The organism is Marinifilum sp. D737 (genome assembly GCF_026672275.1).
In the GTDB taxonomy this organism is placed as follows: domain Bacteria; phylum Bacteroidota; class Bacteroidia; order Bacteroidales; family Marinifilaceae; genus Marinifilum.
The window spans coordinates 17,233-31,848 of record NZ_JANQCD010000003.1 but is presented as its reverse complement, the minus strand read 5'-3'; the positions used below and the strand labels follow the sequence as shown (position 1 = coordinate 31,848).

The 14,616-nt window shown below is 35.8% G+C and carries 12 protein-coding genes; all 12 read right to left on the bottom strand.

The features are described from left to right. Positions 1–21: 21 nt before the first annotated feature. The 12 genes from NQ163_RS03480 to NQ163_RS03425 all read right to left on the bottom strand — a co-directional run bounded on the left by NQ163_RS03480 (position 22) and on the right by NQ163_RS03425 (position 14,610). The gene (locus tag NQ163_RS03480) at positions 22–1,425 is read right to left on the bottom strand and encodes a sugar transferase (protein ID WP_120239101.1); all 1,404 of its coding nucleotides are present in this window, start codon (positions 1,423–1,425) and stop codon (positions 22–24) included. A gap of 141 nt (positions 1,426–1,566) precedes the next feature. Then, a complete protein-coding gene (locus NQ163_RS03475; protein WP_268188894.1) occupies positions 1,567–2,316 on the bottom strand; it encodes a WecB/TagA/CpsF family glycosyltransferase in 750 nt (249 codons plus the stop codon). Further along, a complete protein-coding gene (locus tag NQ163_RS03470; RefSeq protein ID WP_268188893.1) occupies positions 2,279–3,481 on the bottom strand; it encodes a hypothetical protein in 1,203 nt (400 codons plus the stop codon). The genes NQ163_RS03475 and NQ163_RS03470 overlap by 38 nt, the downstream gene beginning before the upstream one ends. Continuing rightward, positions 3,478–4,566: a hypothetical protein gene (locus NQ163_RS03465; RefSeq protein WP_268188892.1), complete on the bottom strand. Its 1,089-nt coding sequence runs from the start codon at positions 4,564–4,566 to the stop codon at positions 3,478–3,480. Before NQ163_RS03465 ends, NQ163_RS03470 begins: the two co-directional genes overlap by 4 nt. Before the next feature lie 469 nt (positions 4,567–5,035). Next, positions 5,036–6,136 (bottom strand): hypothetical protein, encoded by a 1,101-nt coding sequence (locus NQ163_RS03460; RefSeq protein ID WP_268188891.1) that lies wholly within the window; start codon positions 6,134–6,136, stop codon positions 5,036–5,038. Positions 6,137–6,433: 297 nt separating this feature from the next. Then, a complete protein-coding gene (locus NQ163_RS03455) occupies positions 6,434–7,699 on the bottom strand; it encodes a hypothetical protein (RefSeq protein ID WP_268188890.1) in 1,266 nt (421 codons plus the stop codon). 141 nt (positions 7,700–7,840) lie between these two features. Then, the gene (locus NQ163_RS03450; RefSeq protein WP_268188889.1) at positions 7,841–9,139 is read right to left on the bottom strand and encodes a hypothetical protein; all 1,299 of its coding nucleotides are present in this window, start codon (positions 9,137–9,139) and stop codon (positions 7,841–7,843) included. Next, the gene (locus NQ163_RS03445) at positions 9,126–10,208 is read right to left on the bottom strand and encodes a glycosyltransferase family 4 protein (RefSeq protein ID WP_268188888.1); all 1,083 of its coding nucleotides are present in this window, start codon (positions 10,206–10,208) and stop codon (positions 9,126–9,128) included. The genes NQ163_RS03450 and NQ163_RS03445 overlap by 14 nt, the downstream gene beginning before the upstream one ends. A gap of 14 nt (positions 10,209–10,222) precedes the next feature. Further along, positions 10,223–11,134 (bottom strand): polysaccharide deacetylase family protein, encoded by a 912-nt coding sequence (locus NQ163_RS03440; RefSeq protein WP_268188887.1) that lies wholly within the window; start codon positions 11,132–11,134, stop codon positions 10,223–10,225. Continuing rightward, positions 11,131–12,207, bottom strand: coding sequence for a GNAT family N-acetyltransferase (locus NQ163_RS03435; protein ID WP_268188886.1), 1,077 nt, complete (start codon positions 12,205–12,207; stop codon positions 11,131–11,133). The genes NQ163_RS03440 and NQ163_RS03435 overlap by 4 nt, the downstream gene beginning before the upstream one ends. Before the next feature lie 39 nt (positions 12,208–12,246). Next, the gene (locus tag NQ163_RS03430; RefSeq protein WP_268188885.1) at positions 12,247–13,425 is read right to left on the bottom strand and encodes a GNAT family N-acetyltransferase; all 1,179 of its coding nucleotides are present in this window, start codon (positions 13,423–13,425) and stop codon (positions 12,247–12,249) included. Positions 13,426–13,467: 42 nt separating this feature from the next. Next, positions 13,468–14,610: a GNAT family N-acetyltransferase gene (locus tag NQ163_RS03425; RefSeq protein WP_268188884.1), complete on the bottom strand. Its 1,143-nt coding sequence runs from the start codon at positions 14,608–14,610 to the stop codon at positions 13,468–13,470. Positions 14,611–14,616: the final 6 nt, after the last annotated feature.

The following is a 14,616-nucleotide window of genomic DNA, read 5'->3' as shown; positions in this document are numbered from 1 at the left end:
AAACTGATTACTGATAACAGCCTACTGCCCATCCCCAGTAAGAACCACTTTAATAGTGCTAAGGAAAAGCATTAAATCAAGCTTTAATGACCAGGTATCGATGTACATCATGTCTAATCTCATCCACTCATCAAAAGGAATGTTGTTTCTTCCTGAAACCTGCCAGATACAGGTAATTCCTGGTTTCATACTCAAACGGCGTCTTTGCCAACGTTGATATTGCTGAACCTCAGAAGGAATTGGAGGACGAGGACCTACAATCGACATCTCTCCCTTTAATACATTAAAGAATTGTGGAAGTTCATCCAGTGAAGTTTTGCGCAGAAACCTTCCTACACGAGTAACCCTGGGGTCGTTTTTAATCTTAAAAACAGGTCCCGATTGTTCATTCATATTTTCCAGTTTCACTCGAAGAGCTTCTGCATTCTCAACCATGGTTCTAAATTTTAAACACTTGAACAATCGACCGTTTAAGCCAACTCTTTCTTGTTTGAAAAAGATGGAACCGCCATCCTCAATTTTAATTGCAATGGCTATGCCTAGTAACACCGGAGAAATCAAAACAACAATGAAGAATGAGAATACAAAATCGAGAATTTCCTTTACTTTTAGAGCAAAGTAGTTTTTGGTATTGTTCGCAAAAGTCAAAAATGGAAGTTCCTTAAAGTAAGTCAAATGAGAACGCATACTAACTACACTTAATAGCTCGGAATATACCCTAAAGGTTACTCCAACTTCCGAACAGGCATAGATTAAAGCACGCACTTCGTCGTTATTAAATTTTCCCTTACAGTAAATCACCTCATCTACTACATTGGCATCAATAATCTCATTCAATTGAAAATGCTCATGCAGTACTCTTACATGCGAATCGTATTTGTTTTTGATGTGCTTCCCATCAGACATGATTGCCCAAACACGATATCCCCAATCGCGAATAAACAACATTCTATCAATAAAGTGCAGGTATGATTCATCATCAGCTACAATCAATACATTCCGCGTATTATATCCCTTTCCTCTAATTTTCTTGAAAATGGTATAGCTCAACATTCTAAAACTGAACAAAACCGCCATATTCAAACAAGCAAACAAAGCCAGAATTAATACAGGAACAGTATCGGTTAAAAACAAGCTTCCCAGATACAACAAGCCTGAACTGATGAATACCATTGCAAAATATTCAGCAAACAATTCGGAGTAGGTTTTTACCCTTAGCATCTTTCCCAAATTGAATTCTTTAATAAGAGTGTACCATATTGCGATAATCATTAAATAAACAATATTGGTATCGTGAGCAGCTATTTCAACTGGCCGCATATAATTGTTTGTTGCCCAGGCAACAAACCAATAGCAGCCTAAGGATAAAGCAACCTGAACTATGGTGCTTATCCTTGCCAGTGTTTTTTCTCTTCCTTTGATCATGCTCGGTTTATTTAAGGTTATAAAGTGAATTTATTTATGCTTGTTTTATATTGTTTTACGCTTTGGCAGCTGCATTTTAATCGTGCAACTGATAACTGTTTACTGTTTACTGATTACTGATTACTGTTCACTGTTTACTGATTACTGATTACTGTTCACTGAAAATCTCTCCCTCAATACATAGTAAATAAATAGCGAATTGGTTACCAGATATCTTTTCCACATTCTTCCGGGTTCTTGCAAGAATCTGTAGAACCATTCCAAACCTGTTTTTTGCATCCAAACAGGTGCTCTTTTTACTTTGCCTGCAACAACATCAAACGATCCTCCAACACCCATGATGAAAGGAACTTTCAATCTGTCTTTATAGGTGTTTAAAAAAATCTCTTTGGTTGGTGAACTAATGGCTACAAACAAGATATCAGCTTTCGATTCTGCAATTTGAGCTGCAATATTGGCTTCCTGATCTTTTTTAAAATATCCATTGCGATATCCTGCTATAATTTCCTTTCCAAATACCGTAGTATATTTTCTAACTACCTCGGAAACGACCTCTTCCCTTCCGCCAAAAAAGAAAATCCTATACTTTTTCTCAGAAGCAAGAATGACAAGCTCTTGCATTAAATCAACCCCTGCCACACGTTCGGGTAATGGTTTACCCAACAAACTCGCAGCCCATACCACAGCCATTCCATCAGCATTAATAATATCACTATCAACTACCGACTGATACAATTCTTCATCCTCTTGCATGTTAACCAGCTTGGCTGCATTAACCACAATGTGTTGAATTGATTTTTTTTCGCGAATCGAATCATCGATAATATCAATGGTTTCGCGCATTGTTAAAACATCAACCGGCGAATTCATTATTGTAACTCTTTTTCTCATATTCCGGTGTTTTTAAGGTTTCTAATAAATAGGTTGATAAGGCCAAAAACATCCAGGCCTGAGCCCATCGGATGTATGGTATTTTGGTTTTAAAGCTTTTCCCTGCTCTGAAATAGAAATATCCTTCAGAACTTTGCAGGTTTGAAATGGTCCAATTCAATACCCGATCTATTAATTCCTTCTGCGATTGAAAAGCACCTATCTTGCTTAAGGTGATTGGCAACTGTGCGGGACAATGGATATCTACAGGGTAAGTAGAACTGTTAAAGTATTTAGGAATACCCTCTTCGGTAAAGAAATGATTCAGGTAATATTCCAGCCCTTTTTCTATATTCTCATGGAAGGATTCATCCTCGGTATATTTCTGGTAATCGGCTAAGGCCTCCAGGTTAAATCCAGTATGGAAATTATCAATCCACTGATGATAAGGCAAAGTTCCGTATGCCCACGATCCATCTGCGTGCTGATAATTAATACTAAACTGAACTGACTTTTTTGCTTCCTCAGCCAATACCTCATCTTTGGTAATGGAATAAATTCGAGCTAAAGTTTTACTCCCCAGCAATGAAGCATTAAATACTCTTGTTTCATCCAGAGGTGAATAGGAAAAGCAAAAATCGCCATTTCCATCGTAGCTGCGATGCAAATCGTTCAAAATAAAATCTTTTGCGCTAATGGCTGTTTCCAATAATTCTTTATCGCCCAATATTTGGTAGGCATCCAATAAGGAGTTGGTAACATATGAAGTAACCACAACCGAAGGTGTTCCTTTGGGCTGAAAAAATGCCCTGGCTTGCCAGTCAAAATTGTATCCCCAACATGCTCCCGACCATCCTGTCGACTGCAATTCCAATATCTTTTTACTTAAAAAAAGGATCCGGGATCTTACCTCCTGTGTGCGATCAAGCTGATAAAGCTTACAATAACCACTAAGAAATAAACCAAGACCTTTAGGATTATAAGCTTTCTTAATCCCTGCAAGATCCCGGAAATTCATTGGATTTCTTTTAAAGGCCTGAATCCATATCAACCTCATTAGTCGACTCTTGTTCAAAAAAGGAATCGACTGAAAAAGTTTGGAGTTTAATCCGTCATACGGATCCCAACCTTTGTATTCTTGGTCTTCTATATATACTCGTAGTTTTTCGAGACTTTGTGCTATCATTTCTGCTTGTGTGTTTCTTTAATTTGAACAATGGCTTCACCAATCGTTAAAAACTTTAACTTTCCTCCTGATGCTTTTTTGGCCAAAAACTCAATGGCATCGGAGTAGTAGAAATCTTTTGGATGTCCTACCAATACAAAAGGATGAAAGGATGCTTTAGAGTTTTCCCTGATCTTGATAGCTGCATTAAAGAACTTCCGCATTTTCGATTTCGAGAACAGGCAAAAATCCCAGGTAACGGCTTCTTTATTCATTAAGAATTGGATGGTTTCCCATTTCGTTTTTTTAGTACTGTTGTTCTTAAACTTTTCAATAGAATTCGCCTTGTTCTTTAAAGCAGAGCAAATCCTCACCAAATCGTATTTTGAAATTCTTCTGATTCTTTTTGCAAAAACAGGCAACTCTACAAACTCCTTTTCATTCTTGCTGACAGCTAACAAAGAGCCATTGGTAAACCAATAAGGAGTTTCCTTCTTTACACAGGTATAATCGTATTTCGACAGCTCACTCTCGGCTTTGCCTCCATAATAAACCGAGCTATCGGCTATAAATTCATTCTCTTTTAATGCTTTCAACAATCGTTCCGATGGATCGATATTGTATCCACCTGCCCGCAACACATTGCACTTGTAATCAGGTTTTATTGGTTGAAGAATCCCCTCCAATTCCTCTTTCCCTTTGCGAATCAATTCGCTTAAGCCCATACTAATTTGCTCATTGGCCTGATCCGGCACTTCTGGCAATCTCCAGTAATCCATATTCAATTTCCACTCTCCGTCCTCATACTGGGCATCAACCCATTGCGGATGAATGTGCAGTTGAATATCATGTCCCAACTGATGAGCTTTCTTAATCTGATTGGCCATGGATTCGGCAGGGTTTCTTTCGTATCCCATCGATTCACCACTCTCATAAACTTCCTTCAGTTTCCAATATTCTACCACCTCGAAGAATATGGTAAGCTTCATTCCATACGTAGAACAAATGGCCAGCAAACGGTTGGTAGGCTCTATAATGTGCGTAAACACATTGCCTCTTCCCGATCCAAATAACTCATAGTCTAAGGTCAAACACAATGATATCATTCCTGTATATTTTTTTTCTCAATGGACAATCTCTGCAATCTTTACCTCTAAAACACATTTTGTACTCAATAACAAGTACACTTCAAGTTCGAACCAATACATTAACTTATTCATACCATACCTTTACATCTCGTGCTGGATCTATTTACAATCTAATCCGTTTCATTTCATCATTCATCCGATCCATTAAACGCCTGATCCATTTCATTTCATCTCTTATTTGGTCCTTTTACATGCTCGTTTCATTCTCTCTCAGTCTCGTTTTACCCTCTTACATTGGCTACATATACATTTCATGTTCTATCCTGTCCTCTTCACGTTGTGTTTTATTCTTTCTCATGCTCGTTTCATTCATTTACATTGCCGTTTTATCCTTTAACACTTCCGTTTCATGCATTAAATGTCTGTTTCATTTTAATTCCACCCACATCTCCAGAAAGACATAAAACATTCATTACATGAACATTAACTACCTCTTCATCTGATAAAAGAATGGCAAAGGATCATGAATATCCCAAACATCGAAGGTTCGTTTGTTAAAATCGAACAGAACTTTTAACATATGAAAGCCCTCACCTGGATTCTTTAGAATTAATACCATATCGCGAAGTACATTAATCCATTTTACTGGTTTCGGATTTTTATAAGCAATCAACTTATGCCCCATTACATAAGGAATCAATTCAGGATATTTCTTCTTCATGATTTTAATGAAACCAAAAGGTCGAGGGTTCACTTCAAGCAAATACAATTGTCCATCTCTTATTTTAAACTCAACATCTAAAAAGCCGGTAAACTTAGTTTGCTGCAGAACTGCCTCTGCTTGTTGTTTTATTTCCCTGGCATAAGCTCCAAGATACTCCTCAACCACCGATGAAACGCCCGATCGGAAATGACGAACCTCGTTTACACAAATATCCAGTTTCACCTCTCCCTCATATACATAAGCGCCATAGGAAAAATTGTTTTTTAAATCCGCACCTAAAAAGTCTTGTGATATTAGCGATGTTTTTTCCTGCTCACTTAATATTTTGAGCAAATCAATCATCTCTGATACATTTTCAATCAATTGGGTTTTAAACCTTGGCTTTGTGAATAGAAAGATATCCCTGTTCCATTTTACAATTTGTGGGTAATTGAGTTGATTTACCAGCTTCTGATCTTCTACATCTATCAATACATGAGTCCGGGGAAACAATACCTTAACTTTTTTTGCCAGCTTGTAAGTTTTGCTTTTGGTCATCAATTGTTCTATCGACACTTTATGTCCCGGCATTACCTTGTACAACTGAAAGAAGCGCGGGAAATGGTTCATCAAAAAAGCCAAGTAAAATCCGCTTGCGATATAGGCTTTTAACTTGGGATAAGTATTTGCCAATGAATTTAGTTCCAACACCAAATGCTCCTCGCTACGAATTACTTTTTTCTCCCCATACTTCGAATGCATGGCAATTTCGTTTTTTCTGCCTACCAGAATTACATGATAATTCAAACGGCTAAACTCCCGTACCAAAAACAAGGCCTGGGGTCCTGCACCTATAACTAGTATTTTCTCTGAATAATTTTTCATTGATATTGATGGCGGAATATAACGGTACGCTGTACCTATCTCTTCTACAAAATCTGCTTTCTATAAATATTACGATGCTCTGCACCTATAACAATTTAGTTGGCCTTTTTTAATGCTTTAAGCAGCAGCGCTGTGCAATATTTATAACTCAACATGAACCGCATCATAATTCAATCCGCGTAAATCTGCCTTGTAAAATGCGCTGATCTGCGAGAAAATTAGTTTTAACCTGCAACATTTATATCCTTGCGTCTTTGCGCCTTAGCGTTTAATCCTTTTCAAAAAATTTCCTTACAATCATTTAAGCTGGGAAACTACAAGGTTAAATTTCCCTTTGGCTGTTCTAATCAACTGATCTGTTTCTATTTTATCAAAACGAATCATGCATTCATCCCCAAGTAAATCGCGCAAGTTCAATTCTATTACATCCAAATCTCTCTTATCAAATCTCTTATCCGGAATCAGGTTTACCCGAATAATACCAGGTTCATCTTGCACAATTTGAGCTGCTAACAAATTCTTAGCTTTTTTAAAGGCCAAATCAAGTCGACCAATTCGTTGACCATCTTTTAAAACAATGTAATCATCGTCTCTGCCTTCAATCTTTTTGATCACACATATACCATTGCTACAATCAGCCAATTGCACCACATCATCAACACGATAACGGATCAATGGAAAAGCAGAGTTGATAAAGCTTGTGGTAATCAAATGATCATCTTCGAACTCGGTATGGGAATACAATGGAAACTCACGATACAATTCATCCTCGAACTGCCCCAGCGCAACTGTTTGCTCTGCATTGCCATACCAATCGTATATTTTTGTATTCAGTGTTTTCTCGACAATCTCTTTCTGAAATCCATGCAATACTTCCGATGATGTAAATGCAATCGGAATGCCTAAACTCAAATCTTTCTTGTGCAATTCGGTAGCCAGAATGTGCATGGAACTCGGATAGGCCTTAATTACCTTGGGATTAAAATCTTTTATCAGCTTGTAGTATTCATCAATTCTTTCCGACTTTAAGTGATAGGATGACAAATACAATACATTATTGCTTTTATCGAAATAGGAAAATGTATTTCGGTTTAAAGTTCCCCGTAAGGATACAACCGGATCACCCAAATGATAGCCATGCATTTGCTGGAAAAAATGACCATAAGCATATTCTTTTATTGTAGATGAAAAATCTCTGTAAACCTGTAATGGTGTACCTGTTGTTCCACTCGAATAAGCTTTAAATACGCACAATTTTGGTTTAGTCAACATCGCTTTGGCATGATTACGAACATCCAGCTTCGAAATAGTTGGTAGTTTGTTCTTATCAGACAAATCTTTTACTGAATAAAGATTCAATCCATGCTTTTTGTAGAATTGTTTGTAGAATTCAGCATTGGTATAAGCATTACGATATTGCTTCACAAACTCCTCACTTTTCAATTCTAAAATCTCAGCTTTAGACATTTGATCCAGTTCAATAATCCGTCGCAATTCACGCTCGAATGCTCTGCCAAATTTTATTTTATAGGCAATCAAATCTTTTATTAACTGTACTGCCATATCATCAACTAATTACGAATTATCTTTGTATGAACCACGAATTTTACTAATTTTTACGAATTATAAATCATCAAACAATTCACATAAACCAAAATATGAATCTATTCGTGTAATCTGTAAAATTCGTGGTTTACAAATCTTTTAAGCTGTATCTATCGCCTTCAAAATCTCCTTTGCCGTAGCATCCTTATCCTTGGTATCCAAATAGGAAACCATCAAATTAAACTTACCAGCCTTTGTTTTTATGATCTGATCCTCTGTTATCTCATTGTAATGAATCTTACAATCTTCTGTTACCAACTGTGTAAGATTCTTTAGCAATTCTACCTTATCTTGCTCTGTAAAATTGTAATCAGGTATAATATTCAAATCGATTTCACCTGGCACTTTCTGAACAATTTGTGCAGCCAGAATATTTTTAATGTTGTTGAAATTAAATGCATGATCGAGTAAGCCAACCTGCTGCCCATTCTTTAACCTTACATATTGATTGTCGCGACCCATTATTCGTTCGGTGCAACAACGAATACAACTCGCATCACACTTTAACTCGATGATATCATCTACCTGGTAACGAATTAGTGGGAATGATTTATTGATGAATCCCGTAGTGATGATGTGATTTTCTTTTACCTCAATATGCCCATACAATGGAACATCCTGATACAAGTTTTCTTTTACCTGTCCCAAAGCAATGGTTTGCTCCGAATTTCCATACCAATCTATCACTTCGCAATGCAGTATCCTTTCAATAATTCGTCGTTGCCAATCGTGCAATACTTCAGATGAAGTAAATGCAATCGGAATGTACAAATCCAATCCTTTTTTGTACAGTTCTGTCGATAAAATCTGTAATGAACTAGGATAAGCCTTAACCACTTTGGGTTCAAACTCCTTAATCAATTCATAATACTTTAGGATGTTCTTTTCGTTCAGATTATAACTCGATAAATGCAATGTATTCAAGGCCTTGTCAAACCTCGAAATCTTATCCTTGTCCAAATCTCCTTTTATGGATATCACCTTATCGCCCAGCTCGTATCCATGGATATTCTGAAAATAGTATCCGTAGGAGTATTCCTTGCAAACCGACTGATAATCGCGATACAATTTTAATGGCGAACCAGTGGTTCCACTTGTGAAGGCCTTGTATACAAACAAACGGTTTGTAGTCAACAAATCATCAACACAATGCCTAATGTCATCTTTTGTAATGATTGGTATTTTTTCTGCGTCGTCAATCGATTTTACCGAATGTACACTTAAGCCATGCTTTCGATACAACTCATTGTAGAACTTGGAATTTAGGTAGGCATTTCGATACTGCTTTACAAATTCTTTGTTTTTTAATTCTGACAATTGGGATTCACTAATTGAGTATAGCTTCTCTATTCTTTTCAATTCCCTTTCAAACCCGATACCGAATTTAATTTTGCTCAAAAAGTAATCCCTTATTCCCCTGTAATTCATGGTAGATTGAGAATAATGTTTTTAATACATGATCTGGATAAAAATCAACAACTGCTCTTGTTGAATTTTGTGAGTAGTTTTTGCAAAGAGCTTGGTTTGTCATCAACTTGACGATTGCATTTTTAATGGCTCTTTGATTACCGGGAACCACAAGTATTCCATTTTTCCCTTTGTGAATCAAATCTGGAATCCCTCCCACCTTACTTGATATTATAGGCAAACCATAGCTCATGGCTTCAAGAATGGACAAAGGCAAACCTTCTTTATAGGATGGCAAAATAAATGCATCCGATGATCGGAACAACTCTTCTTTCTTTTCTTCGTTGGCCCAACCTTTAAAATGAATGATTTCCTGCATCTTCCATTTCGAAATGGTATTGGTCAATCGATCCACTTCCCCATTTCCAGCGATCACGAGCTCCAGTTTATCCTCAAATTGGCTCCTGTTTTTTGCAATAATTTTAATCAAGTCGAAAATGCCTTTGTTGTCACCAATTAATCCCAGGAATAACAAGCTAAATTTATCATTGGATGGCTTTCGCTCTGTGTTAAGCGGAGGAAGAATCATATTATTTAAGATTCTAATCCGTTTTGGCTTAAAGGCACTGGTGTAAAAGTGCTTCCATTTTTCCGACAAGCAAATCACCATATCCGCAGTATTAATTACATATCGTATTCTACGCTGAATAAACCTTGACGATCCCAGGTAAAAGTCCCGAAACCCACCTCCATGTATGTGGTAGATGATTTTCTTATTGGAAAATGCTCTTGCAAATGCATAAAGTATGTACTTCCTGTAAAAACTACCTTTCGATGCCCCATGAATGTGAAGAATTTTAATATCCCGATCTTTAATCAAAATCCACAACAACTCCACAATACAAATTGGGAACCACAAGGAATTTATCAATTTGGACTTAAACCGATGCGTAACCAAAACCTTAAAGTTGGACATGTGTTTTGAATAATTGTTTACACACAATCCAATTCCCCCTTTTGAATTCTGATTCCCTGGTGCTATGTATAGAATCTCTTTCATCCGCTTAAATGATTTTAACTTCCTGATAATTTAGGATTGAATAGCAATGCTTGCTTTTGCTGCAGCGGCTGAACAAATTTGTGCCAAACCCGAAGCATGCGCGCAATGTTCTCATATTTTCCTCCATTCGAATTGATGGAGACTCTTGGAATCTGAAACTCAGAAATGAAGTTCGAATTCAATTCAGGATTTACAGTAAAAGCCATCTTGTAATTGTACTTCTTCAGCAAATCCAAATCTCTTTGGTTATAGTCGCCATTGGGAAAGGAAAATGAATTAATTTCTACCGACAACCACTCTTCCAATGTTTTTTTTGATTCACGATACTCAAAATCCAACTCCTCATCCGAACATTTTATAGTAATCGGATGATGATAGGTGTGAGATCCAATTGTAATGAATGGATTTTCACTCAAGCGTTTTAATTCCGAAAGTTCGATACAAGATCTCTTTAAATCATATCTGGCAGCTGCACCTCGGATTAACTGCATCCTACTATCATTTGGTAATTTCTTTACTTCTTCAACTGATTTAAATTGCTGATTTTCCTCTACCACTTTAGCTGCATACTCCCACCAAAAGTTTCCTGTTATTACCGGTCGAACGGGAATAAAGAAAGTTGCTGGTATTTGATATTTCTCAAGAATTGGAATCAATTTTAAATTGCCTTTCCAGCCATCATCAAAGGAAATAAAGGCAGTTCTTCCTTTTACATCTTTCTCTCCATTTATGATCTGAAAATATTCTTCTTCCGAAATGAACCTGAAGCCTTTCGAAAATAAAAAACCGATGATTCCTTTAAAAAGGACAAGCGACGGATCGTGAAAATAGATGGATAACACTTGCTTATCGAACTGTTTTAAAGCGGTTTTACCAAATATCAACAGCAATAGGTATCCCAATATGTTGGCAATTAATTTCTTCATATGTATTCCTCTACTCCTTCAAATTCCTGTTTGGCTTTTATATCTGATTTCTTTGCTCTATACAAAACAAATGGCTTTGCTAAAAATGATTTCAGTCTATTCTGCAGGCCAAAACACATGTAAAATGGCATTGCTGTTTTTGTGAACTGGAACTTATATACATCCATGCCAACTCCGAAAGAGTATTTCTCCTTGTTCAGCGAAAATGACTTTCGAATGTTACAATCCATACACTGAACGCCTACTCCATAAATTCTATAATCGCGATCGAAAGCACAATCAATGGCAATCCTTGCATTATCACAATCTATATTTGCTACATAGGCAACCGGGTAATCATTAAACTTGGCAAACATTACATGCGATGGAAACTTACTGTACAGACTTTTATGAAACTTTTCCTTGTTTACATCATCATATACAAAGCTTTTTCCATCCAGCATTTTTGATTTCGATATTCTTTTAATGGTCTCAAAATTGGATGAGTTGATTTCCTCGTAGGACAAGCTTAAACGAAATCCATCTTTTTCAATCTTTCGTAAGGTTCTGTCTAACTTCTTCCGAAACTTCTTTGCATAAACCTTTTCGGCAAACTCATTATAATCCTTGTAGTCCGAAATACAAATCATGGGAGCTCCCGAATATCGATACATTTTAAAGTCTTTTGTCAGAATCGATTTTTTAGGAACATACTTGAAAAAAATGAAGTGATAGCGAATGTTCTTTTTAATCCAGCTAAGAAGCTGCTTTATAAAACTAGAATCTAATTCTTTTAGCACAATTAAATCATGTCCAATACAGGACCATTGCTGTCCAAGAAACTCAACAAATTCGAGCTTTATACATTTACAAAACTTACGAATTAGCTTTACAAGAGGAATAATGGCTACCAATTGGTTGTTTTCATAAGCAGTTACAATATAAGCCTGCTTCTGAAAGCCTATTACATTGTTTTCCACTTTCTCGAAAACCTCATACCAACTATTAATCCATTCGAATCTATTGCTAGGAAAATTTGCTTTGTATTGCAAGTTCTCAAGTTCTTTAATTGAAATGGTTTTAAAATTATACATTAGGTTTTAGGGTTTAAACTCTTTAGATATTATACCATTCTACATTTCAATACGCTCAGTAATATTTTTTCTATTATTAGAGGTTTGATTGTTCGTTTTTACTTCTAATTCTTCCTTGCTTCTACTCTTTTGCTTATTTTTTTGTATGACTGCGGATATCTTTTGGATTTTTGATTGTACTTCTTTGTCTATTTTAATTAATCTGTACTTAAAGTAGGGCAAAGCCAATAATGATTTCCAACTGATTTTGTAATCAAAACACATAAAAAATTGATCCATATCGTCACAAAACCTAAACTTGTAAGAATCATGTCCCATACCCAATGATAATTTCTTCATCTTATCATCAAATGCATTCCTGATAAAAGAATCAACACAGTGTATTCCAATACCATATTTTCGAAATCTCCTATCAAAAGATGAATCAATTGCCAATCGTTTCCCTTGCCAATCAATTGAGGTAGAATAGGCAACAATCTCATCATTTAACTTTAGCAATATCATCTGAGATGGAAAACTCTGATAAATACTTAAATGAAATGCTTCTTTTTCTGAGTTGGCATATAAAAAGCTTTTGCCATCTATCTCCTTTGATTTTGAGATGTGCTTAATCAATTTTAAATTTTCCTTATTAATTTCTTTAACCTCTATGGTATACTCTAAATTTTCTCTTGCCAACTTTCTTGAGGTACGTTTAAGTTCTTCTCTAAACTTTTTAGAGTATACTTGTTTATTGAAATCCTGATATTCTTTATATCTATTTAATTGCAGACAGGGAGCAACTGAATAATGAAACAATCGGAAACTCTTGACCAATTCGGACTGCTTTGGTATGTACTTTAAGAAAATGAAATCATAGGAAATGTTTTTACTGATCCAACGCTTTAATTCACGATATAAGAGTTTATCAACTTCCCCCACTAATAAAATATCATTCCCTAAACTTGACCATTGCTGACCAAAAAATTCAAGAAAGGATATGCGAATACACTTAAAGTATATCCTTACTAATTTTAATAATGGAACAATTGCAACCAACTTGTTCTCCTTATAAACAAGAATGATGAAGGGCTTCTTTTTGAACCCAACAATATTGTTTTCCACTTTCTCAAAAACCTGATACCAACTATAAATCCATTCGAATCTACAGCTAGGACAATTGGTGTTGTATTCAAAATTTTCGAGTTCTTCAATCGAAATGGTTTCGAAACGATACATTAGAACCTAGGGCATTAAACTTCGTTGCGAGCAATAAATAATCTATATCTCAACACTTTCAACAAAATTGAATTTGTCATTAGAGGTTTTATCATTCTCTGATCCAGGTTTTGCTTGCTGCTTATTTCTCTCCATAACTGCAGAAACATCCTGATTCATTTTTTTTATACGGTAATGAAAATAAGGCAACACAAATAACGACTTCAATCTGATTTTAAAGTCATAGCACATAAAAAACTCTTCTATGCAATTGGTAAACTGAAACTTATAGGTATCCATTCCTAATCCGAATGATAATTTTTGAACCTTGTCATCAAAGCCATCACGAATTATCTGGTCAATACAATGAATTCCAACTCCATATTTTCTGAATTTTCTATCAAAAGCCGAATCAACACCAATCCTTTGTCCATTAATATCTATCAAAGTACCATAAGCTACAGCTTCACCATTAAACTTTATAAAAACCACTTTTGATGGGTTTTGCCTGTATATCTTTAAATGAAAATCTTCCTTGAGTTTGTTCTCATACAAATCACTTTTCCCATCAGTAGTTTTACTTGCAGAAATATTTCTAATGGCCGCTAAACTGTATTCATTAATTTCATGTTGTTCTACCTCCATTTTAAATCCATCTCTTTTAATTCTTCGATAGGTTCTGCGAAGATCTTCTCTGAATTTTCTGGAGTACACTTTTAATCGAAACCTTTCGTAATCGGAAAAAGAAGATGTTTGAACAAACGGAGCTCCCGCATATCGATAAAAACGAAACTTAGATTTTAAGCTACTACCCGATGGTAGATATTTAAGAAATATAAAATGATAGGAAATGTTTCTTTTGATCCAATAGAACAGCTCTTCAACAAAACCAGCTTCTAGCTCCCTGATTACAATAATATCATGCCCCATTCCTGACCATTGCTGCCCAAGAAATTCAAGAAACTGTAATTTAAAGTATTTGAAATAGGTTCGCGTTAGCCTCAGTAAAGGTACAATGGCAACCAACTTATTTCCCTCATAAGCAGTAAGGATGTAAGCTTTTTTATCAAGCCCGAAATGATTATCGTTATGCTTTTTGAAAGTATGATACCAATCTGAAATCCAAGAAGTCTGAGTCCCCGGAAACTTACTGGAATACTCAATCTGCTGAAGGTCTTCTAATGTAATTAAACTAAAGCTATACATTTATGT